35 protein-coding genes are annotated in these 25035 nt (G+C 66.5%); 28 read left to right on the top strand and 7 right to left on the bottom strand.

Annotated features, from left to right (window positions below):
* Positions 1-39 precede the first annotated feature (39 nt).
* Positions 40-3936, top strand: a complete 3897-nt coding sequence (locus ACWEIJ_RS03060) for a DNA-directed RNA polymerase subunit beta' (protein ID WP_449835506.1) — start codon at positions 40-42, stop codon at positions 3934-3936.
* A 290-nt stretch (positions 3937-4226) separates the two neighbouring features.
* Here the strand turns inward: ACWEIJ_RS03060 and ACWEIJ_RS03055 are convergent, their stop codons facing one another.
* The 7 genes from ACWEIJ_RS03055 to ACWEIJ_RS03025 form a co-directional block, all read right to left on the bottom strand.
* On the bottom strand, positions 4227-4508 hold the full coding sequence (locus ACWEIJ_RS03055) for a DUF4287 domain-containing protein (RefSeq protein WP_449835505.1): 282 nt from the start codon (positions 4506-4508) through the stop codon (positions 4227-4229).
* A gap of 93 nt (positions 4509-4601) precedes the next feature.
* Positions 4602-5039, bottom strand: a complete 438-nt coding sequence (locus tag ACWEIJ_RS03050) for a hypothetical protein (protein ID WP_449835504.1) — start codon at positions 5037-5039, stop codon at positions 4602-4604.
* Complete coding sequence (locus tag ACWEIJ_RS03045; protein WP_449835503.1) at positions 5036-5482, bottom strand: hypothetical protein; 447 nt, start codon at positions 5480-5482, stop codon at positions 5036-5038. Before ACWEIJ_RS03045 ends, ACWEIJ_RS03050 begins: the two co-directional genes overlap by 4 nt.
* 88 nt (positions 5483-5570) lie before the next feature.
* Positions 5571-5870, bottom strand: coding sequence for a TFIIB-type zinc ribbon-containing protein (locus ACWEIJ_RS03040; protein WP_449835502.1), 300 nt, complete (start codon positions 5868-5870; stop codon positions 5571-5573).
* Positions 5871-5908: 38 nt separating this feature from the next.
* On the bottom strand, positions 5909-6733 hold the full coding sequence (locus ACWEIJ_RS03035; RefSeq protein WP_449835501.1) for a phosphotransferase family protein: 825 nt from the start codon (positions 6731-6733) through the stop codon (positions 5909-5911).
* A gap of 23 nt (positions 6734-6756) precedes the next feature.
* Positions 6757-7206, bottom strand: a complete 450-nt coding sequence (locus tag ACWEIJ_RS03030; RefSeq protein ID WP_449835500.1) for an LppU/SCO3897 family protein — start codon at positions 7204-7206, stop codon at positions 6757-6759.
* Positions 7203-7709 (bottom strand): LppU/SCO3897 family protein, encoded by a 507-nt coding sequence (locus ACWEIJ_RS03025; RefSeq protein ID WP_449835499.1) that lies wholly within the window; start codon positions 7707-7709, stop codon positions 7203-7205. Before ACWEIJ_RS03025 ends, ACWEIJ_RS03030 begins: the two co-directional genes overlap by 4 nt.
* Positions 7710-8030: 321 nt before the next feature.
* Between ACWEIJ_RS03025 and rpsL the strand changes: the two genes are divergently transcribed.
* The 27 genes from rpsL to ACWEIJ_RS02890 all read left to right on the top strand — a co-directional run bounded on the left by rpsL (position 8031) and on the right by ACWEIJ_RS02890 (position 25034).
* Positions 8031-8405 (top strand): 30S ribosomal protein S12, encoded by a 375-nt coding sequence (rpsL, locus tag ACWEIJ_RS03020; protein WP_030473471.1) that lies wholly within the window; start codon positions 8031-8033, stop codon positions 8403-8405.
* 1 nt (position 8406) lies between these two features.
* Entirely contained in the window at positions 8407-8877 is a 471-nt protein-coding gene (rpsG, locus tag ACWEIJ_RS03015; protein ID WP_285745757.1) for a 30S ribosomal protein S7, read from the top strand.
* Between the two features lie 78 nt (positions 8878-8955).
* Positions 8956-11058 (top strand): elongation factor G, encoded by a 2103-nt coding sequence (fusA, locus tag ACWEIJ_RS03010; RefSeq protein WP_449835498.1) that lies wholly within the window; start codon positions 8956-8958, stop codon positions 11056-11058.
* 149 nt (positions 11059-11207) lie between these two features.
* On the top strand, positions 11208-12401 hold the full coding sequence (tuf, locus tag ACWEIJ_RS03005; RefSeq protein WP_449835497.1) for an elongation factor Tu: 1194 nt from the start codon (positions 11208-11210) through the stop codon (positions 12399-12401).
* 588 nt (positions 12402-12989) lie between these two features.
* Positions 12990-13295 carry a 30S ribosomal protein S10 gene (gene rpsJ, locus ACWEIJ_RS03000; protein ID WP_003938093.1) on the top strand — a complete coding sequence of 102 codons (306 nt, stop codon included), beginning with the start codon at positions 12990-12992 and terminating at the stop codon, positions 13293-13295.
* A gap of 27 nt (positions 13296-13322) precedes the next feature.
* Entirely contained in the window at positions 13323-13973 is a 651-nt protein-coding gene (rplC, locus tag ACWEIJ_RS02995) for a 50S ribosomal protein L3 (protein ID WP_109628779.1), read from the top strand.
* A complete protein-coding gene (gene rplD / locus ACWEIJ_RS02990) occupies positions 13973-14659 on the top strand; it encodes a 50S ribosomal protein L4 (RefSeq protein WP_449835496.1) in 687 nt (228 codons plus the stop codon). Before rplC ends, rplD begins: the two co-directional genes overlap by 1 nt.
* Positions 14656-14955 (top strand): 50S ribosomal protein L23, encoded by a 300-nt coding sequence (gene rplW, locus ACWEIJ_RS02985; protein WP_030473465.1) that lies wholly within the window; start codon positions 14656-14658, stop codon positions 14953-14955. The genes rplD and rplW overlap by 4 nt, the downstream gene beginning before the upstream one ends.
* A gap of 19 nt (positions 14956-14974) precedes the next feature.
* Positions 14975-15808: a 50S ribosomal protein L2 gene (rplB, locus tag ACWEIJ_RS02980; RefSeq protein WP_109628772.1), complete on the top strand. Its 834-nt coding sequence runs from the start codon at positions 14975-14977 to the stop codon at positions 15806-15808.
* 18 nt (positions 15809-15826) lie between these two features.
* Positions 15827-16108 carry a 30S ribosomal protein S19 gene (gene rpsS / locus ACWEIJ_RS02975; protein WP_015105260.1) on the top strand — a complete coding sequence of 94 codons (282 nt, stop codon included), beginning with the start codon at positions 15827-15829 and terminating at the stop codon, positions 16106-16108.
* A gap of 34 nt (positions 16109-16142) precedes the next feature.
* A complete protein-coding gene (gene rplV / locus ACWEIJ_RS02970) occupies positions 16143-16541 on the top strand; it encodes a 50S ribosomal protein L22 (protein ID WP_355434706.1) in 399 nt (132 codons plus the stop codon).
* Positions 16541-17371, top strand: a complete 831-nt coding sequence (gene rpsC / locus ACWEIJ_RS02965; protein WP_449835495.1) for a 30S ribosomal protein S3 — start codon at positions 16541-16543, stop codon at positions 17369-17371. The genes rplV and rpsC overlap by 1 nt, the downstream gene beginning before the upstream one ends.
* 3 nt (positions 17372-17374) lie before the next feature.
* Positions 17375-17794 carry a 50S ribosomal protein L16 gene (gene rplP / locus ACWEIJ_RS02960; protein ID WP_030473461.1) on the top strand — a complete coding sequence of 140 codons (420 nt, stop codon included), beginning with the start codon at positions 17375-17377 and terminating at the stop codon, positions 17792-17794.
* The gene (gene rpmC, locus ACWEIJ_RS02955; RefSeq protein ID WP_146358719.1) at positions 17794-18036 is read left to right on the top strand and encodes a 50S ribosomal protein L29; all 243 of its coding nucleotides are present in this window, start codon (positions 17794-17796) and stop codon (positions 18034-18036) included. Before rplP ends, rpmC begins: the two co-directional genes overlap by 1 nt.
* Positions 18033-18314 carry a 30S ribosomal protein S17 gene (gene rpsQ / locus ACWEIJ_RS02950; protein ID WP_189259760.1) on the top strand — a complete coding sequence of 94 codons (282 nt, stop codon included), beginning with the start codon at positions 18033-18035 and terminating at the stop codon, positions 18312-18314. The genes rpmC and rpsQ overlap by 4 nt, the downstream gene beginning before the upstream one ends.
* Positions 18315-18384: 70 nt before the next feature.
* Positions 18385-18753, top strand: a complete 369-nt coding sequence (gene rplN / locus ACWEIJ_RS02945) for a 50S ribosomal protein L14 (RefSeq protein WP_089949053.1) — start codon at positions 18385-18387, stop codon at positions 18751-18753.
* A gap of 2 nt (positions 18754-18755) precedes the next feature.
* Positions 18756-19070, top strand: coding sequence for a 50S ribosomal protein L24 (gene rplX, locus ACWEIJ_RS02940; RefSeq protein ID WP_030473457.1), 315 nt, complete (start codon positions 18756-18758; stop codon positions 19068-19070).
* A gap of 2 nt (positions 19071-19072) precedes the next feature.
* A complete protein-coding gene (rplE, locus tag ACWEIJ_RS02935; RefSeq protein ID WP_355434697.1) occupies positions 19073-19636 on the top strand; it encodes a 50S ribosomal protein L5 in 564 nt (187 codons plus the stop codon).
* 4 nt (positions 19637-19640) lie between these two features.
* Entirely contained in the window at positions 19641-19826 is a 186-nt protein-coding gene (locus tag ACWEIJ_RS02930; RefSeq protein WP_030473455.1) for a type Z 30S ribosomal protein S14, read from the top strand.
* Between the two features lie 119 nt (positions 19827-19945).
* On the top strand, positions 19946-20344 hold the full coding sequence (rpsH, locus tag ACWEIJ_RS02925; RefSeq protein ID WP_204763286.1) for a 30S ribosomal protein S8: 399 nt from the start codon (positions 19946-19948) through the stop codon (positions 20342-20344).
* A gap of 12 nt (positions 20345-20356) precedes the next feature.
* Complete coding sequence (rplF, locus tag ACWEIJ_RS02920; protein WP_449835494.1) at positions 20357-20896, top strand: 50S ribosomal protein L6; 540 nt, start codon at positions 20357-20359, stop codon at positions 20894-20896.
* A gap of 1 nt (position 20897) precedes the next feature.
* Positions 20898-21299 (top strand): 50S ribosomal protein L18, encoded by a 402-nt coding sequence (gene rplR, locus ACWEIJ_RS02915; RefSeq protein ID WP_355434690.1) that lies wholly within the window; start codon positions 20898-20900, stop codon positions 21297-21299.
* 34 nt (positions 21300-21333) lie between these two features.
* On the top strand, positions 21334-21942 hold the full coding sequence (rpsE, locus tag ACWEIJ_RS02910) for a 30S ribosomal protein S5 (protein WP_030473451.1): 609 nt from the start codon (positions 21334-21336) through the stop codon (positions 21940-21942).
* Between the two features lie 2 nt (positions 21943-21944).
* The gene (rpmD, locus tag ACWEIJ_RS02905; protein WP_109628759.1) at positions 21945-22127 is read left to right on the top strand and encodes a 50S ribosomal protein L30; all 183 of its coding nucleotides are present in this window, start codon (positions 21945-21947) and stop codon (positions 22125-22127) included.
* Positions 22124-22564, top strand: coding sequence for a 50S ribosomal protein L15 (gene rplO / locus ACWEIJ_RS02900; protein WP_449835493.1), 441 nt, complete (start codon positions 22124-22126; stop codon positions 22562-22564). Before rpmD ends, rplO begins: the two co-directional genes overlap by 4 nt.
* A 598-nt stretch (positions 22565-23162) precedes the next feature.
* Entirely contained in the window at positions 23163-24473 is a 1311-nt protein-coding gene (gene secY, locus ACWEIJ_RS02895) for a preprotein translocase subunit SecY (protein ID WP_449835492.1), read from the top strand.
* The gene (locus ACWEIJ_RS02890) at positions 24474-25034 is read left to right on the top strand and encodes an adenylate kinase (protein WP_449835491.1); all 561 of its coding nucleotides are present in this window, start codon (positions 24474-24476) and stop codon (positions 25032-25034) included. It abuts the gene before it with no gap.
* Position 25035: the final 1 nt, after the last annotated feature.

The raw sequence follows: 25035 nt of genomic DNA, 5'->3' as shown, positions 1-25035 counted from the left end.
TCCTGCTGCCACCGATCTAAAAAGGGGAAGAGAGTAGACGTGCTCGACGTCAACTTCTTCGATGAGCTCCGCATCGGTCTCGCGACCGCGGACGACATCCGCCAGTGGTCCTACGGCGAGGTCAAGAAGCCCGAGACCATCAACTACCGCACGCTCAAGCCCGAGAAGGACGGCTTGTTCTGCGAGAAGATCTTCGGTCCCACCAGGGACTGGGAGTGCTACTGCGGCAAGTACAAGCGCGTGCGCTTCAAGGGCATCATCTGTGAGCGCTGCGGCGTCGAGGTGACCCGTGCGAAGGTGCGTCGTGAGCGCATGGGCCACATCGAGCTCGCCGCTCCGGTCACGCACATCTGGTACTTCAAGGGCGTTCCCAGCCGGTTGGGCTACCTGCTCGACCTGGCTCCGAAGGACCTCGAGAAGATCATCTACTTCGCGGCCTACGTCATCGTGGGCGTGAACGGCGAGCTGCGCCACAACGACCTGCCGACGCTCGAGAGCGAGATGCAGGTCGAGCGCAAGCGCGTCGAGAACCGCCGTGACGCGGACGTCGAGGCGCGTGCTCAGAAGCTGGAAGCCGACCTGGCCGAGCTGGAGGCGGAGGGCGCCAAGTCCGACGTCCGCCGCAAGGTCAAGGAGGGCGGCGAGCGCGAGATGCGCCAGCTCCGCGACCGGGCCCAGCGCGAGCTGGACCGGCTCGACGAGATCTGGAGCACCTTCACCAAGCTGGAGAAGGGCCAGCTCATCGCCGATGAGCTGCTCTACCGCGAGCTGTACGACCGCTACGGCGACTACTTCACCGGTGCCATGGGCGCCGAGGCCATCCAGAAGCTGCTGGGTGACTACGACGTCGACGCCGAGGCCGAGGTCCTGCGCGAGACGATCCGCAGCGGCAAGGGCCAGAAGAAGCTGCGCGCGCTCAAGCGGTTGAAGGTCGTGGCCGCCTTCCAGGCGACCCGCAACAACCCGCAGGGCATGGTGCTGGACTGCGTTCCGGTCATCCCGCCGGACCTGCGCCCGATGGTGCAGCTCGACGGTGGCCGCTTCGCGACCTCCGACCTGAACGACCTGTACCGCCGCGTCATCAACCGCAACAACCGGTTGAAGCGACTGATCGACCTCGGCGCGCCCGAGATCATCGTCAACAACGAGAAGCGGATGCTGCAGGAGGCCGTCGACGCGCTGTTCGACAACGGCCGCCGCGGCCGCCCGGTCACCGGTCCCGGTAACCGCCCGCTGAAGTCGCTGTCCGACCTGCTGAAGGGCAAGCAGGGCCGGTTCCGCCAGAACCTGCTCGGCAAGCGCGTCGACTACTCCGGCCGTTCGGTCATCGTGGTCGGCCCGCAGCTCAAGCTGCACCAGTGCGGTCTGCCCAAGCAGATGGCGCTGGAGCTCTTCAAGCCGTTCGTGATGAAGCGGCTGGTCGACCTCAACCACGCGCAGAACATCAAGTCCGCCAAGCGGATGGTCGAGCGTGCGCGCCCGGCCGTGTGGGACGTGCTGGAAGAGGTCATCACCGAGCACCCGGTGCTGCTCAACCGTGCACCCACGCTGCACCGCCTCGGCATCCAGGCCTTCGAGCCGCAGCTGGTCGAGGGCAAGGCCATCCAGCTGCACCCGCTGGTCTGTGAGGCGTTCAACGCCGACTTCGACGGTGACCAGATGGCTGTTCACCTGCCGCTGTCGGCCGAGGCGCAGGCTGAGGCCCGCGTGCTGATGCTGTCGTCGAACAACATCCTGTCCCCGGCGTCCGGCAAGCCGCTGGCCATGCCGCGTCTGGACATGGTGACGGGTCTGTACCACCTGACCCGGCACAAGGCCGGCGACATCGGCGAGGGTCACTTCTACTCGTCGCCCGCCGAGGCCCTGATGGCGTTCGACCGCAAGGTCCTGGGCCTGCAGGCGATGGTGAAGATCCGCATCTCCGACAAGAACCCGCCCAAGGGGCAGGAGCCGGAGGGCTGGGAGCCCGGTCAGCCGTGGCTCGCGGAGACCACGCTGGGTCGCGTGCTGTTCAACGAGATCCTGCCGCAGGACTACGCCTTCATCAACGAGGTCATGCCCAAGAAGCGGCAGGCCGTGATCATCAACGACCTCGCCGAGCGGTACCCGATGGTCACCGTCGCCCGGACGCTGGACAAGCTGAAGGACGCCGGTTTCCACTGGGCCACCCGTTCCGGCGTGACCGTCGCGATCTCGGACGTCCTCGTGCCCGCCGCGAAGCAGGACATCCTCGAGGAGCACGAGCGCCTCGCGGACGCGGTGGAGAAGCGCTACCAGCGCGGTCAGCTCTCCCACGAGGAGCGCAACTCCGAGCTGGTCAAGGTGTGGACCAAGGCCACCGAGCAGGTCCACGAGATCATGGAAGACAACTTCCCCGAGGACAACTCGATCCGCGTCATCGTCCAGTCCGGCGCCGCCGGCAACATGACGCAGGTCCGTTCGCTCGCGGGTATGCGTGGTCTCGTGACCAACCCGAAGGGTGAGTACATCCCGCGCCCGATCAAGAACTCGTTCCGCGAGGGCTTGTCGGTGCTGGAGTACTTCATCGCGACGCACGGTGCCCGCAAGGGTCTGGCCGACACCGCGCTCCGCACCGCCGACTCGGGTTACCTGACCCGTCGTCTGGTGGACGTCTCGCAGGACGTCATCATCCGTGAGATCGACTGCGGCACCACGCGTGGCGTGAACATGACCGTCGGCGAGCAGCTGGGCGACAAGGTCGGCCTGCACGAGTTCGCGCAGACGTCGGTCTACGCCCGCACGGTCGCGGACGACATCCACGACGCGCAGGGCAACCTGATCCTGAACCGCGGCGACGACCTCGGCGACCCGGCGATGCAGTCGCTGGTCGAGGCCGGCATTCTCCGCGTGAAGGTCCGCTCGGTCCTGACCTGCGAGTCCGCGGTCGGTGTGTGCGCGTCCTGCTACGGCCGCTCGATGGCGACCGGCAAGCTGGTCGACGTCGGCGAGGCCGTCGGCATCGTCGCCGCCCAGTCCATCGGTGAGCCCGGTACGCAGCTGACGATGCGTACCTTCCACCAGGGTGGTGTGGCCGGTGACGACATCACGACCGGTCTGCCCCGTGTCCAGGAGCTCTTCGAGGCCCGCGTCCCGAAGGGCAAGGCGCCGATCGCCGACGTCGACGGCCGCGTCCGCATCGAGGACGGCGACCGCTTCTGGAAGATCACGCTGATCCCGGACGACGGCTCCGAGGAGATCGTGTTCGAGAAGCTGTCCAAGCGTCAGCGTCTCGCCAACACGGCGACCGGCCCGCTGCAGGACGGCGACCACGTGGCCGTCGGCCAGCAGCTGCTGGAAGGTACCCCGGACCCGCACGAGGTCCTGCGCGTCATGGGCCCGCGCGAGGCCCAGCTGCACCTGGTGCAGGAAGTGCAGAAGGTGTACCGCGCCCAGGGTGTGGCCATCCACGACAAGCACATCGAGGTCATCGTCCGGCAGATGCTCCGCCGGGTCACGATCATCGACTCCGGCGCGACCGAGTTCCTGCCCGGGTCTTTGGTCGAGCGTGCCGACTTCGAGTCGGGCAACCGCGCCGTCGTCGCCGAGGGTGGCGAGCCGGCAGCCGGTCGTCCGGTGCTGATGGGTATCACGAAGGCCTCGCTGGCCACCGACTCGTGGCTGTCCGCGGCGTCGTTCCAGGAGACCACTCGTGTGCTGACCGACGCCGCCATCAACGGGCGTTCGGACAAGCTCATCGGTCTGAAGGAGAACGTGATCATCGGTAAGTTGATCCCGGCTGGTACGGGCATCAACCGCTACCGCAACATCCAGGTCCAGCCGACTGAGGAGGCGCGTGCGGCTGCGTACGCGATCCCCTCGTACGACGACGGGTACTACACGCCCGACGTGTTCGGGACCGGGACCGGTGCTGCGGTGCCGTTGGACGACTACGACTTCGGGCGGGACTACCGCTGAGGTTGCTTAGTTGACATGGGACGGCCCCTGGAGCTTTCGCTCCGGGGGCCGTTTCGCGTTGGTGGGTGCGTTGCGGGCGGGTGGTCGCCTTGCTCAGGGTGCGTCGCGTTTAGGGCTTTCGGGGCTGCGCCCCGGACCCCGCCAATATGATCAAGGGCTGGCCAGTGCCGCACGCGGGTAGATGGCACGCCTGTTGCTTACGGCGGCCGCCGGTTGCGTTGGTGCTTGCAGTGACGGGACCACCCCACCGGGTTGTTTTGGAAAGACGGCTCGGCTTCGCCATCGCTGGATCAGCGGTTTGCGATTCCGTCCAGGCGGAGCGTTGTGGACTCGTCTCGGTGGGTGCCGGTGGTGCCCACGTGCTTCTCGCTGATGGTCGGGCCGTTCTTCAGCACGTGGTAGAGCGCCATGCCGTGGCCTCTGCCCAAGTCGTAGTCGGTCTTCAGCCACTCCAGGACCACGCCTGCCTTCGTGGTGGCGTCGTAGCCGCGTCCGGTGGCTTCTGCCAGCAGCTCGGCCGGGGTCTTGCCGGTCTTCTTCTCCGCGCCGTCTAGGTAGGCCTGGAAGGACATCGTCGGCTCCGTTCGTCTGTTGAACCGAGCCTAGGACGACTATCCCTGTCTTGACAAGAAAATTTGTCGGTAGAGCATGCCAGCTGGAAAGTCCTAGCGGCGGCGAGCGCGGGCCAGGGCTCGGGCTCGGATGACGAGGTCGTCTACGAGGTTTTCGTCGACGAGAGGTGGGACGCCGGGCTCGTCGGTGCAGCAGCGGGGCTTCGTGCGCTTCTCGGACAGGCGGGGGCGGACGCCGGCCATCTCGTAGAGGGCCTCGTAGAGGTCCAGGCCTGGGTCGTCGTCATGTGGGCCGACCAGCAGGACCCACACGACTTCGGGGGACGGGAAGGCGACCACCACTCGGTCGGCGCCTCGCAGGTGTTTCACGCAGAGGCGGGGGAGGGGTTCTGGGCCTGTCACGCGGTAGCCGAGGGCGGCGCAGCCTGAGTGGGCCAGGTCGTCCAGGAAGCGTTCGTAGGCCAGGCGGGCTCGGCCGCGCAGGCCGTTGGCCTGGGCGTGTGCGGTGTGGGTTTCTACTACCTGGATCAAGCTGTGCGGACCACGCGTCCCTTGCCGCTGCGCATCTCGTCGAGGGAGGTGGCGAGGTCGGAGCGGTCCAGCAACGACTGGTCGCTCAGGCGGCGGTGGACTTCGTCGATGAGGCCGCGGGTCTTGCCGGCGCGGCGGAGGTCGGAGACGAGGTGGAGGACCTCGTGGAGGCGCACGGTGTCGAGGAGCATGCGCGGTTCTTGGCTGTGGATGGCCAGTACGCCTTCCCGGGCCCAGGCCTTCACGGTCTTCTCGGTGAGGTCGAGGAGCTCTCCTGCCACCACGGGGCGCACCGGTGGGGCTTGGCGGAGGGTTTTGGCTACTACGCCGTCGAGCTTGTGGCGGCGTTCGTCGTCTTCTGCCAGGGATGACGCCACGGACTCGATCTCTTCGATCGTTTCGAAGAGGTCCCGGATGTGGGCGGCCTCGGTCGCGACAGACATGGCTACTCCTCCCGTTGACTACCGATTATCCACCCGTTTTTCGGTAGTCGTCAACGGCCCCGGAGCAGGGATCCGGGGCCGTGCGGACTCACGAGGAGAAGAAGAGGCCGGCGAGGCCGTGGTGCTTGCGGTGGCCGTAGTAGCCGTGGCCGCCGTGGTGGTGGTGGACCTGCGGTGCGGCACCCCAGGCGGGCTGGGCCGGGTAGTGCGCCGCGGGCGGAGGGGCGACGGGCGGCGGCGGGGGCGTGTGCAACGTGGCTTCGAGACGGGTGATCGACTCGAGCTCGCCGTAGTCGAGGAAGACCCCGCGGCAGCCGTCGCACTGCTCGATGTGGACGCCCATGCGGTCGAACGTGCGCATGTTCGCATGACACTTGGGACACTGCATCGTGTGAGCCTCCTGGGTGGGACCGGACAAAAGCGATATTAGCCGCGGTCACCGCGGTCGTGCGTCGAGATGATCCGACGGCACGCGTCGACCAGCGGTTCCACTGCCTGCAGACCGGTCACTAGTGCCCGTGCTGCCATCTGAACAACGTAGGCCTGAGCCGGGATGTTGAGGACATCCCATTCCGATGTCGTCAGGGCCACACCGCCTGTTTCACGGTAGGTGTCGAGGAACCGCGCCCACAGGTCACCGGGCAGGACGCCTGCCGCGAACAACGCCGCAGGTCGCGCCAAGTCCCACACCGGATCGCCGACTCCGAGGTCGTCCACGTCGATGAGGCGCCACGCCCCTCGGTGCACGAGCTGTCCGAGGTGCCAGTCGCCGTGGATGAGAGCTTTCGCCGACACGTCGAGCGGGGGCAGGACGGCGAACGCCGCGAGCACCACGTCGGCGTGCGGGAGCTCCGGTGGCAAGGCTCGGATGGCGCGCACGATGCGTTCCGGCGCACCGGCGACCGGGCCCTGCGCGGGCAGCGCGTGCAGCTTCGCGAGCAGGGCCGCGCTCTCCTCCCACGGTGCCGCGTCGGGGTCGGCCTGGCTCACCGGCGTCCCGTACGGCCACACCGTCACGGGCCGGTCTTCCACGAACTGCAACGGTTTCAACGGCGGCAACATGAGGTCCGGGTGCGCGGCCGCGATCTCCAGCCGTTGCCGCAACGCCTCGGCGTCGGTGTCCGCGGGATGCGCCTTGGCCACCACGTCGCCGACGCGCACCACGACGACGTCGCCGCGGTCGCCTCCGAGCACCTCGGGATCGGCGGAGGAGCCGGTCAGCGAGGCCATCGCCGCGATCAAGTCGTCCACCGGCTCAGTGAATCAGGTCCGCCTCACCTGGAGATGCAGATCGTCCGCACCGGCTGTGAGTAGGTCCGCGAGTCCTCGCCGCGGCACAACGAGCGGTCCGACTCGCCCTCGACGACCTTGGTGACCCTGCGCGTCCCCGCCCCGCACGCGACGCGCTGGAAGTACTGGTTCGTCGCTTTGAGACAGTCGCCTTCGCGGACGTTGAGCACGTAGCAGTAGCGCGTCGTGCCGGTCTTCCTCGACCGGCCGGACGACTCGTCCAGGTAGTCACCGGTGGGACACATGGTGCGCCTCTCGCGCGAGGAGACCCGGTACACGGCCTCGTCGGACGAACAGTCCACTTCGGCCATGTTCACGCTGGTGTCGTTCACGTCGACCTGCTTCGCGCACTCGCCGACGCCGGCCTGTTCGTGCCAGCCGGAGCAGCCGGCGAGGGTCAGCGTCAGCGCGGCGAGCAGGACGGTGATCTTCACGGCTTCCCCAGGCAGATGGTCGTGGCGGGCTGTGCGTAGAAGGTGGTCTTCTCGCCGGGACCGCAGCTCGGCCGGGTTCCGGTGACGACCTTCGTCACCTTCGACTCCGACGAGGAGCCGCACCGGCTCCTGCCGAGGTCGCTGTCGGTGCCCGTCCTGGCCCGGACGGGGCTGAGGCAGTCGCCCTCCCGCACGTTGAGCAACAGGCACGACGTGTCACCGGTGGCGGTGCGCCGGACGGCGCGATAGGACCCGTCCGGGCAGGTCCCCGGATCGAGTGACCAGCCGGGTGACTCGACGGTCAGCGCGGTCCGGTAGGTCGCGTCGTCCGCCGAGCAGTCGGCGGCCGCGAGGCCGACGGACTTCCGGTCCGCGACCACGGCGTAGCAGTGGCCGACGTCCGACGAGCTGCGCCCGTCGTCGAGGTGCAGGCCGGCGAGAACTGTGAAACCCGCCACGAACAGAGCCGTCAGCACGACCGGCACGATCCACTGCCGCCACACCGTCCGCGCCTCCCCGTCAGGATGAATCCGCTGGCCTGATGTCTACTGCACGTGCGCGTGCGGCACCCCCGTTTTGACCCGGGTAGACGTGGGCGGGTATCTTTGCTACTCGTGCCCGACCCATGTCGGGCCGCTCCGCGTGCCCGTGAGGCAGCGGTGTCCTCCACTCGCAGTGGCAGTTGAAGCCTTTGTTGGGTCTGAACTGTTGCTCGCGGACCTTGGGAGCGGGCGACACGCCCGACCTCGGGTGCAGAGAGGGATCAAGAAACACGAGGGTGAACCGCAAGGTGAACCCGCAAAGACGGAAGAAGCAGCCGGCGAATGCCAACGATCCAGCAGCTGGTCCGCAAGGGCCGCCAGGACAAGGTGGCGAAGCAGAAGACGGCGGCCCTCAAGGGCTCGCCGCAGCGGCGCGGTGTGTGCACCCGCGTTTACACCACCACCCCCAAGAAGCCGAACTCCGCACTGCGCAAGGTCGCTCGCGTGAAGCTGACCAGCGGTATCGAGGTCACGGCGTACATCCCCGGTGAGGGTCACAACCTCCAGGAGCACTCGATGGTGCTCGTGCGTGGCGGTCGTGTGAAGGACCTGCCGGGTGTTCGTTACAAGATCATCCGTGGCTCTCTCGACACCCAGGGTGTGAAGAACCGCAAGCAGGCTCGCAGCCGTTACGGCGCGAAGAAGGAGAAGAGCTGAGATGCCCCGCAAGGGACCGGCCCCCAGGCGGCCGCTGATCTCCGACCCGGTCTACAGCTCGCCGCTGGTGACCCAGCTCATCAACAAGGTGCTGGTCGACGGCAAGCGCTCGGTGGCCGAGAAGATCGTCTACGAAGCGCTCGAGGGTGCTCGCGAGAAGACCGGCACCGACCCGGTCGTCACGCTGAAGCGCGCGCTCGACAACGTGAAGCCGGCTCTCGAGGTCAAGAGCCGCCGCGTCGGTGGCGCGACCTACCAGGTCCCGGTCGAGGTCAAGCCCGGCCGTGCCACCACGCTGGCGCTGCGCTGGCTGATCACCTTCTCCCGGCAGCGTCGTGAGAAGACCATGGTCGAGCGTCTGATGAACGAGCTGCTCGATGCGAGCAACGGTCTCGGTGCGAGCGTCAAGCGCCGTGAGGACACGCACAAGATGGCCGAGTCCAACAAGGCCTTCGCCCACTACCGCTGGTGATGTGACGCCCGGCCCCGCACAGGGGCCGGGCGCTCCCAGCCCTAGTGAGCTGACAAGCTCAAGACAGGGGAAAGACCCGTGGCACAGGACGTGCTCACTGATCTTGCCAAGGTCCGCAACATCGGGATCATGGCCCACATCGACGCGGGCAAGACCACGACGACTGAGCGGATCCTCTTCTACACGGGGATCAGCTACAAGATCGGCGAGGTCCACGACGGCGCTGCCGTGATGGACTGGATGGAGCAGGAGCAGGAGCGCGGCATCACGATCACGTCGGCCGCGACGACCTGCTACTGGAAGAACCACCAGATCAACCTGATCGACACGCCCGGCCACGTCGACTTCACCGTCGAGGTCGAGCGCAACCTGCGCGTCCTCGACGGCGCCGTTGCCGTCTTCGACGGCAAGGAGGGCGTCGAGCCGCAGTCCGAGCAGGTCTGGCGGCAGGCGACCAAGTACGACGTCCCGCGCATCTGCTTCGTCAACAAGATGGACAAGCTCGGCGCGGACTTCTACTTCACCATCCGCACCATCTCCGAGCGCCTCGGCGCGAAGCCGCTCCCGATCCAGATCCCGATCGGTGCCGAGAGCGACTTCATCGGCGTCGTCGACCTGGTCGAGATGCGCGCTCTGACGTGGCGTGGCGAGGTCCAGAAGGGCGAGGACTACACGGTCGAGGAGATCCCGGCCGACCTCGTCGACAAGGCGCAGGAGTTCCGCGAGGGTCTTCTCGAGGCCGTTGCTGAGACCAGCGACGAGCTGATGGAGAAGTTCCTGGAGGAGGGCGACCTCACCGTCGACGAGATCAAGGCGGGTCTCCGCAAGATCGTCGCCGAGGGCTCCGCCTACCCGGTGCTGTGCGGTTCCGCGTTCAAGAACAAGGGCGTTCAGCCCATGCTCGACGCGGTGATCGACTTCCTGCCGTCGCCGCTGGACCTCCCGCCGGTCGAGGGCACGCTGCAGGACGGCGAGACCGTCGTGTCGCGCAAGGCCTCATCCGACGAGCCGTTCTCGGCGCTGGCGTTCAAGATCGCCGTGCACCCGTTCTTCGGCAAGCTGACCTACATCCGGGTCTACTCGGGCAAGGTCGCCTCCGGCACCCAGGTCATCAACGCGACCAAGGACCGCAAGGAGCGCATCGGGAAGATCTTCCAGATGCACGCCAACAAGGAGAACCCGGTCACCGAGGCCATCGCGGGCCACATCTACGCCGTGATCGGTCTCAAGGACACCACGACCGGTGAGACCTTGTGCGACCCGCAGCACCCCATCGTGCTGGAGTCGATGACCTTCCCCGAGCCCGTCATCCAGGTGGCCATCGAGCCCAAGACGAAGGCGGACCAGGAGAAGCTGGGCACCGCGATCCAGAAGCTCGCCGAGGAGGACCCGACCTTCCGGGTCAACCTGGACGAGGAGACCGGCCAGACCATCATCGCCGGCATGGGCGAGCTCCACCTGGACATCCTGGTGGACCGCATGCGCCGCGAGTTCAAGGTCGAGGCCAACATCGGCAAGCCTCAGGTGGCGTACCGGGAGACCATCCGCAAGGCGGTGGAGAAGTACTCCTACACCCACAAGAAGCAGACCGGTGGTTCCGGCCAGTTCGCGAAGGTGCTCGTCACCGTCGAGCCGCTGCCGAAGTCCGACGACGGCGCTCTCTACGAGTTCGTCAACGCGGTCACCGGTGGTCGCATCCCGCGTGAGTACATCCCGTCGGTCGACGCGGGTGCTCAGGACGCGATGCAGTACGGCGTGCTGGCGGGCTACCCGCTGGTCGGCGTGAAGGTGACGCTGCTCGACGGCGCCTACCACGAGGTCGACTCCTCGGAAATGGCGTTCAAGATCGCTGGTTCGATGGCCCTCAAGGAAGCCGCCCGTCAGGCGTCTCCCGCGATCCTCGAACCGATCATGGCCGTCGAGGTCACGACGCCCGAGGACTACATGGGTGAAGTGATCGGCGACCTGAACTCCCGCCGTGGCCAGATCCAGGCCATGGAGGAGCGCAGCGGTACCCGTGTCGTCAAGGCGCTGGTCCCGCTGTCGGAAATGTTCGGGTACGTGGGTGACCTGCGGTCCAAGACCCAGGGTCGTGCCAACTACTCGATGGTGTTCGACTCCTACGCAGAGGTTCCCGCGAACGTCTCGAAGGAGATCATCGCGAAGGCGACTGGGGAGTAACCCCGCACCGGAGCACCGCAGTTCCACCGCGGGCTCTCCGGGGTTAACTCCCTGGGGTCCGCACTATCCGACCCTGACGTGTAAGTCCGGCGGGCGGCCACTACATTGCCCGCCGGACCAGCAAAGAAGAAGTCCAGGAGGACAATCCAGTGGCGAAGGCGAAGTTCGAGCGGACGAAGCCGCACGTCAACATCGGCACCATTGGTCACATCGACCATGGCAAGACCACGCTGACCGCGGCGATCTCCAAGGTTCTGCACGACGCGTACCCCGATGTGAACGCTTCGTTCGCGTTCGACCAGATCGACAAGGCGCCGGAAGAGAAGCAGCGCGGTATCACGATCTCGATCGCTCACATCGAGTACCAGACCGAGAACCGTCACTACGCGCACGTCGACTGCCCCGGTCACGCCGACTACATCAAGAACATGATCACCGGTGCGGCGCAGATGGACGGCGCCATCCTGGTGGTCGCGGCGACCGACGGCCCGATGCCGCAGACGAAGGAGCACGTCCTCCTGGCCCGCCAGGTCGGCGTCCCCTACATCGTCGTCGCGCTCAACAAGGCCGACATGGTCGACGACGAGGAGATCCTGGAGCTCGTCGAGCTCGAGGTCCGCGAGCTGCTCTCCGAGTACGAGTTCCCGGGCGACGACCTGCCGGTCGTGCGCGTTTCGGCGCTGAAGGCGCTGGAGGGCGACGAGACCTGGGGCAAGTCCGTGCTGGAGCTCATGGCCGCCGTCGACTCGGCGATCCCGGAGCCGGAGCGCGAGACCGACAAGCCGTTCCTCATGCCCGTCGAGGACGTCTTCACGATCACCGGCCGCGGCACCGTCGTGACCGGTCGTATCGAGCGCGGCATCATCAACGTCAACTCTGAGATCGAGATCGTCGGTATCAAGGAGACGTCGAAGAAGACGACGGTCACCTCGATCGAGATGTTCAAGAAGTTCCTCGACGAGGGTCGCGCCGGCGACAACGCCGCTCTGCTGCTCCGCGGCATCAAGCGCGAGGAGGTGGAGCGCGGCATGGTCATCGTCAAGCCGGGCACCACGACCCCGCACACCGAGTTCGAGGCTCAGGTCTACATCCTGTCCAAGGACGAGGGTGGCCGCCACACGCCGTTCTTCAACAACTACCGTCCGCAGTTCTACTTCCGCACCACGGACGTGACCGGCGTTGTGACGCTGCCCGAGGGCACCGAGATGGTCATGCCCGGTGACACCACCGGTATGACGGTCAAGCTGATCCAGCCGATCGCCATGGACGAGGGCCTCCGCTTCGCGATCCGCGAGGGTGGCCGCACCGTCGGCGCCGGCTCGGTCACCAAGATCATCAAGTGACCCAGCTGTAGCCAGTAGTTCGGCGCAAGGCCGGGCCAACGGACTCGTTGGCCCGGCCTTCGTCGTTGCAGGACCCGATGTGTGCGTCAGCTCACGTCACACCGCGCAGGGCGAGCGGGTGCAGATCCGCTGCGGGGGATTCCGTTGCCGGACAAAGAATCCGCCACCGCCGTCGCTCCACAAGCGACGGACGAGGTGGTTCACCGGCCAAGATCCGCACGTGATCTGCCTCCAACTCGCCCACCCCGATTTGGACCGCCTCACGCCCGTGTGGCATCCTTTACGGGTTGCTCGACGAAGGCCGGGCCGCACTCGTGCGTGTTCGAGTCCTTCACCGAGCGTCCGCGCCCTGTTAGTGAACGCCTCCTTGCGGAGATGGGCATCAGGGTGCATGGGCTGTGGTAGGCCCAATCCCACCGGGGAGACCTTGAGTGGGACCGGTATGCGCACCGGGCGCGACACGCCCGACCGCGTGGACCGGGCACCATGACACTTCAACAGGGGCGGAGCGCGCCAAGAGGCTGTAACAGGCCTCATCCGAGGCACCGCACCGCAGCGGTACGAGAAGCAGAGGAACGGCAAGCCATCATGGCGGGACAAAAGATCCGCATCCGGCTCAAGGCCTACGACCACGAAGCGATCGACGCGTCTGCGCGCAAGATCGTGGAGACCGTGACGCGCACCGGCGCTCGGGTCGTCGGGCCGGTGCCGCTGCCCACCGAGAAGAACGTGTACTGCGTCATCCGCTCGCCGCACAAGTACAAGGACTCGCGCGAGCACTTCGAGATGCGCACGCACAAGCGACTGATCGACATCCTCGACCCGACGCCGAAGACGGTGGACGCGCTCATGCGCATCGACCTGCCGGCCAGCGTCGACGTCAACATCCAGTAAGCGTTGGGCGCGGAGAGTAACGGACCAATGTCTGACAGGCAGATCAAGGGCATCCTGGGCACCAAGCTCGGCATGACTCAGGTCTTCGACGAGAACAACCGGGTCGTCCCGGTGACCGTCGTGAAGGCTGAGCCGAATGTCGTCACCCAGGTTCGCACCGAGGAGAAGGACGGCTACACGGCCATCCAGCTGGCGACCGGCGCGATTGACCCGCGCAAGGTCAACAAGCCCGTCGCGGGCCACTTCGCCAAGGCCGGGGTCACGCCCCGTCGCCACCTGGTGGAGCTGCGCACGGTCGACGCCAGCGAGTACGAGGTCGGCCAGGAGATCACCGCTGAGGTGTTCGAGGCCGGCGCTGTTGTCGACATCACCGGCACCAGCAAGGGCAAGGGCACCGCGGGTGTCATGAAGCGCCACAACTTCCGGGGCCTCGGCTCCAGCCACGGCACCCAGCGCAAGCACCGCTCGCCGGGTTCCATCGGTGGCTGCGCCACCCCGGGTCGCGTCTTCAAGGGTCTGCGCATGGCCGGCCGCATGGGCCACGTGCGCGTCACGACCCAGAACCTGAAGGTGCACAAGATCGACGTGGAGAACGGCCTGCTGCTCATCAAGGGCGCCGTTCCCGGTCCCAAGGGCGGTCTGGTGTTCGTCAAGACGGCCGCGAAGGGTGGTGCCTGATGTCGACGGTTGAGATCCGTACGCCGGACGGCAAGTCCGCCGGCACGGTCGAGCTTCCCGCCGCCGTGTTCGACGCGCAGGCGAACGTCGCGCTGCTGCACCAGGTCGTCGTGGCCCAGCAGGCCGCCGCGCGCCAGGGCACGCACGCGACGAAGACCCGCGGCGAAGTCTCCGGTGGTGGCAAGAAGCCGTACCGCCAGAAGGGCACCGGTCGCGCCCGCCAGGGTTCGACGCGTGCTCCGCAGTTCGCCGGCGGTGGCACGGTCCACGGCCCGCAGCCGCGCGACTACTCGCAGCGGACGCCCAAGAAGATGAAGGCCGCCGCGCTGCGTGGCGCCCTCTCCGACCGGGCTCGCGCCAACCAGGTGCACGTCGTGTCCGGCCTGGTGGACGGGGACACCCCGTCGACCAAGACCGCGCGCAAGGTTCTGGAGTCGGTCACCCAGGCTCGTCGCGTTCTCGTGGTGCTCAACCGCACCGACGAGGTCGCGTGGGTCAGCGTGCGCAACCTGCCGCACGTGCACGTGATCGCGCCCGACCAGCTCAACACCTACGACGTGCTCGTCAACGACGACGTGGTGTTCACCAAGGACTCGCTCGACGTGTTCCTCGCCAGCAAGGCCCAGTCGGGCTCTGGCTCGGCCGAGGCCACGGCGGTCGTGGTGGACGAGGAGGCCTCGAAGTGATCCCCGACCACAGGGACATCTTGCTCGCCCCGGTGATCTCCGAGAAGTCCTACGGACTGCTCGAGGAGAACAAGTACACCTTCCTGGTGGCGCCGGGTTCGAACAAGACCCAGATCAAGATCGCCGTGGAGAAGGTCTTCGGCGTGAAGGTCGTCAGCGTCAACACCATCAACCGGCAGGGCAAGCGCAAGCGCACCCGCACCGGGTTCGGCAAGCGCAAGGACACGAAGCGCGCGATCGTGACTCTGTCCTCGGACAGCAAGCCGATCGAGATCTTCGGCGGCCCTGCCGCCTGATGACGAGGACTGCGTAGAGATGGGCATTCGCAAGTACAAGCCGACGACCCCCGGTCGTCGCGGTGCGAGCGTCTCCGACTTCGCCGAGATCACTCGGTCGACGCCGGAGAAGTCGCTGATCCGCCCGCTGCACGGCCGTGGTGGCCGCAACGCGTCGGGCAAGATCACCACGCGGCACAAGGGTGGCGGTCACAAGCGGGCTTACCGCTTGATCGACTTCCGTCGCAACGACAAGGACGGCGTGCCGGCCAAGGTCGCTCACATCGAGTACGACCCCAACCGCACCGCGCGCATCGCGCTTCTGCACTACGCGGACGGCGAGAAGCGCTACATCGTCGCACCGGAGAAGCTGAAGCAGGGCGACACGGTTGAGAACGGCCCCAAGGCCGACATCAAGCCGGGCAACAACCTGCCGCTGCGCAACATCCCGGTCGGCACCGTGATCCACGCGATCGAGCTCCGCCCCGGTGGCGGCGCGAAGATCGCCCGCTCGGCCGGCGCCTCGGTGCAGCTCGTGGCGAAGGACGGCCCGTACGCCCAGCTGCGGATGCCTTCGGGCGAAATCCGCAACGTGGACGTCCGCTGCCGCGCCACGATCGGCGAGGTCGGCAACTCCGAGCACCAGAACATCAACTGGGGCAAGGCCGGCCGCATGCGGTGGAAGGGCAAGAAGCCCACCGTGCGTGGTGTCGCCATGAACCCCGTTGACCACCCGCATGGTGGTGGTGAGGGCAAGACCTCCGGTGGTCGCCACCCGGTCAACCCGGCTGGTAAGCCCGAGGGTCGTACCCGCCGCCGCAAGCCAAGCGACAAGCTCATCGTCCGGCGTCGTCGCACCGGTAAGAAGCGCTGAGCAGGGAGGGAGTGAAGGATGCCTCGCAGCCTTAAGAAGGGCCCCTTCGTGGACGACCACCTGCTCAAGAAGGTGGACGTTCTCAACGAGTCGGGCAAGAAGACCGTCATCAAGACGTGGTCCCGCCGGTCCACGATCATCCCGGACATGCTTGGCCACACCATCGCGGTGCACGACGGCCGTAAGCACGTCCCGGTGTTCGTGACCGAGGCCATGGTCGGGCACAAGCTGGGCGAGTTCGCCCCGACCCGCACCTTCAAGGGCCACATCAAGGACGACCGGAAGTCTCGTCGCCGCTAGGCGTCGAACTGAGAAGAGCAAGGGAAAAGCAGCGATGAACGCCCGTAAGGACGCTGAGGCGCAGGAGTTTCCGCGCGCCGTGGCTCGGGCTCGCTACGTCCGCGACACCCCCATGAAGGTCCGTCGCGTCGTCGAGCTCATCAAGGGTCGTAACGCCAGCGAGGCCCTGGCCGTGCTCCAGTTCGCGCCCCAGGCCGCCTCTGAGCCGGTCGCGAAGGTGCTCGCCAGCGCCATGGCCAACGCCGAGAACAACCTGTCCCTGGACCCCGCCACCCTCTGGGTGTCGGCGGCCTACGTGGACGAGGGTCCGACCCTCAAGCGTTTCCGCCCGCGTGCCCAGGGCCGCGCGTACCGGATCCGCAAGCGGACGTCCCACATCACCATCGAGGTGGAGTCGCGTCCGAAGAAGACCAGCGCGAAGGGAACCCGGTAGTGGGCCAGAAGATCAACCCGCACGGCTTCCGGCTGGGGATCACCACCGACTGGAAGTCCCGCTGGTACGCCGACAAGCAGTACGCCGAGTACGTGGCCGAGGACGTCAAGATCCGTCGGCTGCTCTCGCGTGGCATGGAGCGTGCCGGTATCTCCAAGGTGGAGATCGAGCGCACCCGTGACCGGGTTCGCGTCGACATCCACACCGCCCGGCCGGGCATCGTCATCGGCCGTCGCGGTGCCGAGGCGGACCGCATCCGCGGTGAGCTGGAGAAGCTCACCCGCAAGCAGGTCCAGCTGAACATCCTCGAGGTCAAGAGCCCCGAGTCGGACGCGCAGCTCGTGGCACAGGGTGTCGCCGAGCAGCTGTCCAACCGCGTTGCCTTCCGCCGCGCGATGCGCAAGGCCATTCAGTCGGCCATGCGTTCGCCGCAGGTCAAGGGCATCCGCGTGCAGTGCGGCGGTCGCCTGGGCGGCGCCGAGATGTCCCGCTCGGAGCACTACCGCGACGGCCGCGTGCCGCTGCACACGCTCCGCGCCGACATCGACTACGGCTTCTTCGAGGCCCGCACCACGTTCGGCCGTATCGGCGTCAAGGTGTGGATCTACAAGGGTGACGTGGTCGGTGGCATCTCCGCCAAGCGCGAGCGCGACGCGGCCCCCTCGCAGGCCGACCGCGCCCCGCGCCGCGACCGCGGCGAGCGTCCGAACCGGGCCCGTCGCTCGGGTGCCAGCGGCACCACCGCGACGAGCACCGAGGCCGGTCGTGCCGCAGCTGACGCCAACGCGTCCGCCGAGGCCCCGGCTGCTGCAGAGAAGACGGAGAGCTGAGTCATGCTCATCCCGCGCAGGGTCAAGCACCGCAAGCAGCACCACCCCAAGCGGTCGGGTGCTGCCAAGGGCGGCACGAAGGTCACCTTCGGTGAGTACGGCATCCAGGCTCTGGAGCCGGCCTACGTGACGAACCGGCAGATCGAGTCCGCTCGTATCGCCATCACTCGCCACATCCGCCGTGGCGGCAAGGTCTGGATCAACATCTTCCCGGACCGTCCGCTCACGAAGAAGCCGGCCGAGACCCGCATGGGTTCCGGTAAGGGTTCGCCGGAGTGGTGGGTGGCCAACGTCAAGCCGGGTCGCGTCCTCTTCGAGATGGCCTTCCCGAACGAGCAGGTGGCCCGCGAGGCGCTCCGCCGCGCGATCCACAAGCTCCCGATGAAGTGCCGCATCGTTACGCGTGAGGGTGGTGAGTTCTGATGGCAGCGGGTACCACCGCTTCCGAGCTGCGTGAGCTCACCGAGGAAGAGCTCGTGCTGCGTCTGAAGGAGTCGAAGGAAGAGCTCTTCAACCTTCGCTTCCAGATGGCCACGGGCCAGCTCGACAACAACCGGCGGCTGCGCACGGTCCGGCACGACATCGCCCGGATCTACACCGTGATGCGGGAGCGGGAGCTCGGGCTCTCCGTTTCGCCGGAATCCACTGGTGAGGGTGCGGCATGACCGACAGCAACGAAGTTCAGACCGAGAAGCGCAACGACCGCAAGGTCCGTGAGGGCCTCGTCGTGTCCGACAAGATGGACAAGACGATCGTGGTTGCGCTCGAGGACCGCAAGAAGCACCCGCGTTACTCCAAGGTCATGCGCTCTACCACCAAGGTGAAGGCGCACGACGAGGAGAACACGGCGGGCGTGGGCGACCGCGTCCTGCTCATGGAGACCCGTCCGCTGTCGGCCACCAAGCGCTGGCGGCTCGTCGAGGTCCTCGAGAAGGCCAAGTAAGTCCTTTCTAGACAGACCGAGCCCGTCGGGTCGGAAATCCGGCGGGCCAGGAATGGTCAGGAGCAAGTAAGTGATTCAGCAGGAGTCGCGGCTTCGTGTCGCCGACAACACTGGTGCGAAGGAGATCCTTTGCATCCGTGTTCTCGGTGGCTCCGGCCGCCGCTACGCGGGCATCGGCGACATCATCGTCGCGACCGTCAAGGACGCGATCCCCGGTGCCGGCGTGAAGAAGGGTGACGTCGTCAAGGCGGTCGTCGTCCGCACGGTGAAGGAGCGCCGTCGTCCCGACGGTTCCTACATCCGGTTCGACGAGAACGCCGCTGTGCTCATCAAGAACGACAACGAGCCGCGCGGCACCCGCATCTTCGGCCCGGTCGGCCGTGAGCTGCGCGACAAGAAGTTCATGAAGATCATCTCGCTGGCTCCGGAGGTGCTCTGACCATGAAGGTGAAGAAGGGCGACACGGTCGTCGTCATCGCCGGCAAGGACAAGGGCGCGAAGGGCAAGGTCATCCAGGCCTACCCGGAGACCGGCAAGGTCCTGGTCGAGGGCGTCAACCGGATCAAGAAGCACACCCGGATCACGCAGACCCAGCGTGGCGCGCAGTCCGGTGGCATCGTGACCCAGGAAGCCCCGATCAACGTCTCCAACGTGATGGTGGTCGACTCGGACGGCAAGCCGACCCGTGTTGGTTACCGTACGAACGACGAGGGCAAGCGGGTCCGCATTTCCCGTCGTAACGGGAAGGACATCTGAGCATGACTACCGCAGAGAAGATCGTGCCGCGGCTCAAGACGCGCTACCGCGCCGAGATCACCGGCGAGCTGCAGAAGCAGTTCAACTACGCCAACGTGATGCAGATCCCCGGCGTCGTGAAGGTCGTCGTCAACATGGGTGTCGGCGACGCCGCCCGTGACGGCAAGCTGATCGAGGGCGCCGTCAAGGACCTCTCGATCATCACCGGTCAGCGTCCCGAGGTTCGTCGGGCCCGCAAGTCCATCGCGCAGTTCAAGCTGCGCGAGGGCATGCCGATCGGCGCGCGCGTCACGCTGCGCGGCGACCGCATGTGGGAGTTCCTGGACCGCCTGCTGACGATCGCGCTGCCCCGTATCCGCGACTTCCGCGGCCTCTCGGGCAAGCAGTTCGACGGCAACGGCAACTACACGTTCGGTCTGAACGAGCAGTCGATGTTCCACGAGATCGACCCCGACTCGATCGACCGTCCCCGCGGCATGGACATCACCGTCGTCACCACCGCCACGAACGACGAGGAGGGCCGGGCGCTGCTGAAGCACCTGGGCTTCCCGTTCAAGGAGAACTGAGTCGATGGCCAAGAAGGCGTTGATCAACAAGGCCGCGAAGAAGCCGAAGTTCAAGGTCCGGGGCTACACCCGGTGCCAGCGTTGCGGCCGTCCCCACGCGGTGTTCCGCAAGTTCGGCCTCTGCCGGATCTGCCTGCGCGAGATGGCTCACCGCGGTGAGCTGCCTGGCGTGAGCAAGTCCAGCTGGTAATTCAAAGCTCCATTACTTCGCTGTAGGCCCGCACACGACCGTCCAGTCCCTCCCTCCGGGGAGGGCTGGTCTGGACCCTGAGCCGGTGAACCGCAGCGAGAAAGGTTGACCAGGTCACCATGACGATGACCGACCCGATCGCAGACATGCTCACTCGTCTGCGCAACGCGAACTCGGCTTACCACGACAAGGTCGTGATGCCGCACTCGAAGTTGAAGGCCAACATCGCCGAGATCCTCAAGCGCGAGGGCTACATCGCCTCGTACCGCGACGAGGAGGGCGAGGTCGCGAAGAACCTCGTCGTCGAGCTGAAGTACGGCCCGAACCGGGAGCGCAGCATCGCGGGCCTCCGCCGCGTGTCGAAGCCCGGCCTGCGCGTGTACGCGAAGTCCACCAGCCTGCCCCGAGTTCTCGGTGGCCTTGGTGTGGCGATCATTTCGACCTCTGGTGGTCTCATGACCGACCGCCAGGCCAACAAGGCAGGCGTGGGCGGAGAAGTCCTCGCCTACGTTTGGTAAGGGGGAGTAGACATGTCGCGCATCGGTAAGCAGCCGATCATTGTCCCCTCCGGGGTCGACGTGAACATCGCCGGCCAGGACGTCAGCGTCAAGGGCCCCAAGGGCACCCTGACCCTGACGATCGCTGAGCCGATCAGCCTGGAGAAGGCCGAGGACGGCACTCTCGAGGTCAAGCGCCCGAACGACGAGCGCCGCGTCCGCGCGCTCCACGGCCTGTCGCGCACGCTCGTGCACAACATGGTCGTCGGCGTGACCCAGGGTTACGAAAAGAAGATGGAAATCCACGGCGTCGGTTACCGCGTCGCGCTCAAGGGCTCTGAGCTCGAGTTCGCGCTCGGTTACTCCCACCCGGTGAAGGTCGAGGCCCCCGCGGGCATCACCTTCGCGGTGGAGACCCCGACCCGTTTCTCCGTCTCGGGTATCGACAAGCAGCTGGTCGGTGAGGTCGCCGCCAACATCCGCAAGCTGCGCAAGCCCGACCCGTACAAGGGCAAGGGCGTCCGCTACTCGGGCGAGAAGATCCGTCGCAAGGTCGGAAAGACGGGTAAGTGACATGAGCGAGTCGACTGTTACGAAGCGCAAGCCGGTGGGCAAGGACATCTCCACCAGGCGTCGTGTTGCCAAGGCCCGTCGCCACTTCCGCCTCCGCAAGAAGGTCAGCGGCACCGCCGAGCGTCCGCGCCTGGTCGTGCACCGGTCGTCGAAGCACATCACCGTGCAGATCATCGACGACCTGAAGGGCCACACGCTGGCGTCCGCTTCCTCCATGGAGGCCGACGTGCGTGCGCTGGAAGGCGACAAGAAGGCCCGTGCGGCCAAGGTCGGCCAGCTGGCCGCGGCCCGTGCCAAGGACGCCGGCATCACGGCGGTCGTGTTCGACCGCGGTGGCAACGCGTACCACGGCCGGATCGCTGCTCTGGCGGATGCCGCCCGCGAGGCGGGGCTGGAGTTCTGACAATGATGATCACTGGAATTGAGAGGGACGCCTGATGCCAGGACGTACGCGTCGCGAAGGCGGCGGGGGCGAGCGCGGAGAGCGCCGCGACCGTCGTGACGGCGGCCGCGGCGGCGCGGCCCAGGAGAAGACCCCCCACCTCGAGCGCGTGGTTGCGATCAACCGCGTCTCCAAGGTGGTCAAGGGTGGTCGTCGCTTCAGCTTCACCGCACTCGTGGTTGTTGGTGACGGCGACGGCATGGTCGGCGTCGGCTACGGCAAGGCCAAGGAAGTTCCCGCGGCCATCGCCAAGGGTGTCGAGGAGGCGAAGAAGAACTTCTTCCGCGTGCCTCGCATCGCCGGCACCATCCCCCACCCGGTCCAGGGTGAGAAGGCCGCTGGTGTGGTTCTGCTGCGTCCGGCCTCGGCCGGTACCGGTGTCATCGCGGGTGGCGCTGTCCGCGCCGTCCTCGAGTGCGCCGGCGTGCACGACGTGCTGTCGAAGTCGCTCGGCTCCGACAACGCGATCAACATCGTGCACGCGACCGTGGCGGCCCTCAAGGGCCTGCAGCGTCCCGAAGAGGTCGCGGCCCGTCGTGGCCTGCCCCTCGAGGACGTCGCTCCCGCCGGCATGATCCGCGCTCGCGCGGGCCAGGGGGTCTGACCATGGCTCTCAAGATCACCCAGGTGAAGAGCACCATCGGCACGAAGCACAACCACCGCGAGTCGATGCGCACCCTCGGGCTGCGCAAGATCCGTCAGTCGGTCGTGCGTGAGGACACCCCCCAGGTCCGCGGCTTGATCCACGCCGTGCGCCACCTGGTGGTTGTTGAGGAGGTCCAGTCGTGACCATCAAGATTCACGATCTGCGTCCGGCCCCTGGTGCCAAGACCGCCAAGACCCGCGTCGGTCGTGGTGAAGGCTCCAAGGGCAAGACCGCCGGCCGCGGTACGAAGGGCACGGGCGCTCGCAAGAACGTCTCGCCGCGCTTCGAAGGTGGCCAGATGCCGCTGCACATGCGGCTGCCGAAGCTCAAGGGCTTCAAGAACCCGTTCCGCACCGAGTACCAGGTCGTCAACGTCGGTGACATCGCGGCCGCCTTCCCCGAGGGTGGTTCCGTGGACGTCGCCGCGCTGATCCTGGCCGGGCTGGTCCGCAAGGGTCAGCTGGTCAAGGTCCTGGGCGACGGTGAGGTTTCGGTCAAGCTGGACGTCGTGGCGAACAAGTTCTCGAAGTCCGCTGTGGACAAGCTGGCTGCTGCCGGTGGGACCACCACCGTGCTGTAGTTCTGCGTTGTGTTGAAGGGCCCTGAGGCGTTGCCTCGGGGCCCTTTGGCGTTGCTGGGGTGTGGGTGCTGGTGGTAGGCCGTGGACGGGCGCGTTGGGGCGGGTGGTCGCCTTGCTGGACGCGACCGGGCGGGTGGTCGCCTCGCGTTGGGCGGGTCGCGTTCCCTGTCCGTGGGTGGGCGCGTTGGCACCGGACGGTTGCGTTGGTGCTTGCGGTGGCGTGTGACGGGACCACCCCGCCGGGTTCGTGTGGAAAGACGGCTCGGCTTCGCCATCGCGGGGGTTCTGCGGGTAGCTGAACTTTTGCGGGTCCCGGTGGGAACCCCTGGATGGGCGCAAACGTTCGCGGGCGGTGAAATCGCTGCTTGTAGCACGGATTTGCGTGGCGTGCTGGCCCGGATGGCCTAGTCGGGTGGCGAGAGATCAACCGGTTTGAACCTGTGATTGGCCACTGGGTACGGGCTGGTCGCGGGGGGCTGTTAGTGTTGCGGGCTGAACCCGGATGTCCTCCGGGTTGCTTGGTCGTGGCTGCCTGCTGCGGCCTGCCAACTACCGCATGTGCCGGTCCCTGGGGGTCGGCAACGCTCAGGAGGTTCGCGTGCTCGGCGCATTCCGCTCGGCTCTCGCGACGCCGGATCTACGCAAGAAGATCCTCTTCACGCTCGGGATCATCATTGTGTACCGGCTTGGTGCGACCATGCCCGCGCCGGGCGTGTCCTTCAAGAACGTCAAGCTGTGTGCCGACCAGCTTGAGGGGCAGAACATCTACTCGCTGATCAACCTGTTCAGCGGTGGTGCGTTGCTGCACCTGTCCGTGTTCGCGCTGGGCATCATGCCCTACATCACCGCGAGCATCATCATTCAGCTGCTGACCGTGGTCATTCCGCGGTTCGAGCAGTTGAAGAAGGAAGGGCAGGCCGGGCAGGGCAAGCTGACGCAGTACACGCGGTACCTGACCATCGGGCTCGCGATTCTGCAGTCGACCGGTCTGGTGGCGCTGGCGGTGCGCGGGCAGCTGTTCGGCGAGTGCGACCAGGACGTCATTCCTGGCAAGGACAGCATCTTCACCCTCATCGTGCTGGTCATCACCATGACCGCCGGTACCTCGGTCATCATGTGGCTGGGTGAGCTGATCACCGAGAAGGGCATCGGCAACGGCATGTCGCTGCTGATCTTCACCGGTATCGCCGCCCGCATCCCGACCGAGGGCAAGAACATCCTCGACAAGAGCGGCATCACCTTCGCCCTCGTGATCGTGGCCGCTCTCGTCATCATCGCGAGCGTCATCTACGTCGAGCAGGCCCAGCGCCGCATCCCGGTGCAGTACGCCAAGCGCATGATCGGCCGCCGCATGTACGGCGGTACGTCGACGTACCTTCCTCTCAAGGTGAACCAGGCCGGCGTCATCCCGGTCATCTTCGCCTCGTCGCTGCTCTACCTGCCGGACCTGATCGTCCGCCTCACCCAGGGGTCGTCGTCCCAGGCGAACTGGTTCTCGACGTTCGTCCAGACGTACCTGGTCAAGCAGTCGAGCTGGGTGCACATCAGCGTCTACTTCCTGCTGATCGTCTTCTTCACGTACTTCTACGTCGGCATCACGTTCAACCCGGACGAGCGTGCGGACGAGATGAAGAAGTTCGGTGGCTTCATCCCCGGCATCCGTCCCGGTCGTCCGACCGCCGAGTACCTGAAGTTCGTGTTGGGCCGCATCACGCTGCCCGGCTCGCTCTACCTCGGCATCGTGGCGATCCTGCCGAACCTGTTCCTGGACCTCACTGGTGACAACCAGAACCAGAACTTCCCGTTCGGCGGCACCGCGGTTCTGATCATGGTCGGTGTCGGTCTCGACACCGTGAAGCAGATCGAGAGCCAGCTCATGCAGCGCAATTACGAAGGGTTCCTCCGCTAGATGCGACTCGTTCTCGTTGGCCCGCCCGGTGCGGGCAAGGGCACCCAGGCTGAGGTTCTGAGCCGCAAGCTCGGCGTGCCGCACATCTCGACGGGCGACCTCTTCCGGTCACACATCAGCAACCAGACCGAGCTCGGGCTCGAGGTGCAGAGCATCCTCGACGAGGGCGCGCTGGTGCCGGACTCCATCACGAACGAGATGGTGCGCAAGCGCCTGGCCGAGTCGGATGCGGACCACGGGTTCCTGCTCGACGGGTTCCCCCGCAACGTGGCGCAGGCCGACAAGCTCGGTGAGTTCCTGGCCGTCGGTGGCCACGAGCTCGACGCGGTGCTCGAGTTCCGGGTCGACGAGGACGTCGTGGTGGAGCGGCTGCTCGCGCGTGGGCGCACGGACGACAAGGAAGACGTCATCCGGCACCGGCAGCAGGTGTACCGCAACGAGACGGCTCCGCTGCTCGACTACTACGCGGAGAAGGTCATCTCCATCGACGCGGTCGGTGAGATCGACGAGATCAGCGAGCGCGCCCTGGCGGCGTTGAACTCGCTGCGCGGCGAGAAGTGAC

Source organism: Lentzea sp. NPDC004789, from assembly GCF_053601075.1.
The sequence above is the reverse complement of the archived record's forward strand: the minus strand, read 5'-3'. Positions and strand labels throughout refer to the sequence as shown.

What these genes read in the sequence shown, in the direction of transcription:
- ACWEIJ_RS03055 (WP_449835505.1), bottom strand. Translation starts at nt 4,508, where the DNA reads ATGTCCTTCCAGGCCTACCTAGACGGCGCGGAGAAGAAGACCGGCAAG.
- ACWEIJ_RS03045 (WP_449835503.1), bottom strand. Translation starts at nt 5,482, where the DNA reads ATGTCTGTCGCGACCGAGGCCGCCCACATCCGGGACCTCTTCGAAACG.
- ACWEIJ_RS03040 (WP_449835502.1), bottom strand. Translation starts at nt 5,870, where the DNA reads ATGCAGTGTCCCAAGTGTCATGCGAACATGCGCACGTTCGACCGCATG.
- rpsL (WP_030473471.1), top strand. Translation starts at nt 8,031, where the DNA reads ATGCCAACGATCCAGCAGCTGGTCCGCAAGGGCCGCCAGGACAAGGTG.
- rpsG (WP_285745757.1), top strand. Translation starts at nt 8,407, where the DNA reads ATGCCCCGCAAGGGACCGGCCCCCAGGCGGCCGCTGATCTCCGACCCG.
- rpsJ (WP_003938093.1), top strand. Translation starts at nt 12,990, where the DNA reads ATGGCGGGACAAAAGATCCGCATCCGGCTCAAGGCCTACGACCACGAA.
- rplC (WP_109628779.1), top strand. Translation starts at nt 13,323, where the DNA reads ATGTCTGACAGGCAGATCAAGGGCATCCTGGGCACCAAGCTCGGCATG.
- rplD (WP_449835496.1), top strand. Translation starts at nt 13,973, where the DNA reads ATGTCGACGGTTGAGATCCGTACGCCGGACGGCAAGTCCGCCGGCACG.
- rplB (WP_109628772.1), top strand. Translation starts at nt 14,975, where the DNA reads ATGGGCATTCGCAAGTACAAGCCGACGACCCCCGGTCGTCGCGGTGCG.
- rpsS (WP_015105260.1), top strand. Translation starts at nt 15,827, where the DNA reads ATGCCTCGCAGCCTTAAGAAGGGCCCCTTCGTGGACGACCACCTGCTC.
- rplV (WP_355434706.1), top strand. Translation starts at nt 16,143, where the DNA reads ATGAACGCCCGTAAGGACGCTGAGGCGCAGGAGTTTCCGCGCGCCGTG.
- rplP (WP_030473461.1), top strand. Translation starts at nt 17,375, where the DNA reads ATGCTCATCCCGCGCAGGGTCAAGCACCGCAAGCAGCACCACCCCAAG.
- rpmC (WP_146358719.1), top strand. Translation starts at nt 17,794, where the DNA reads ATGGCAGCGGGTACCACCGCTTCCGAGCTGCGTGAGCTCACCGAGGAA.
- rpsQ (WP_189259760.1), top strand. Translation starts at nt 18,033, where the DNA reads ATGACCGACAGCAACGAAGTTCAGACCGAGAAGCGCAACGACCGCAAG.
- rplX (WP_030473457.1), top strand. Translation starts at nt 18,756, where the DNA reads ATGAAGGTGAAGAAGGGCGACACGGTCGTCGTCATCGCCGGCAAGGAC.
- rplE (WP_355434697.1), top strand. Translation starts at nt 19,073, where the DNA reads ATGACTACCGCAGAGAAGATCGTGCCGCGGCTCAAGACGCGCTACCGC.
- ACWEIJ_RS02930 (WP_030473455.1), top strand. Translation starts at nt 19,641, where the DNA reads ATGGCCAAGAAGGCGTTGATCAACAAGGCCGCGAAGAAGCCGAAGTTC.
- rpsH (WP_204763286.1), top strand. Translation starts at nt 19,946, where the DNA reads ATGACGATGACCGACCCGATCGCAGACATGCTCACTCGTCTGCGCAAC.
- rplF (WP_449835494.1), top strand. Translation starts at nt 20,357, where the DNA reads ATGTCGCGCATCGGTAAGCAGCCGATCATTGTCCCCTCCGGGGTCGAC.
- rplR (WP_355434690.1), top strand. Translation starts at nt 20,898, where the DNA reads ATGAGCGAGTCGACTGTTACGAAGCGCAAGCCGGTGGGCAAGGACATC.
- rpsE (WP_030473451.1), top strand. Translation starts at nt 21,334, where the DNA reads ATGCCAGGACGTACGCGTCGCGAAGGCGGCGGGGGCGAGCGCGGAGAG.
- rpmD (WP_109628759.1), top strand. Translation starts at nt 21,945, where the DNA reads ATGGCTCTCAAGATCACCCAGGTGAAGAGCACCATCGGCACGAAGCAC.
- ACWEIJ_RS02890 (WP_449835491.1), top strand. Translation starts at nt 24,474, where the DNA reads ATGCGACTCGTTCTCGTTGGCCCGCCCGGTGCGGGCAAGGGCACCCAG.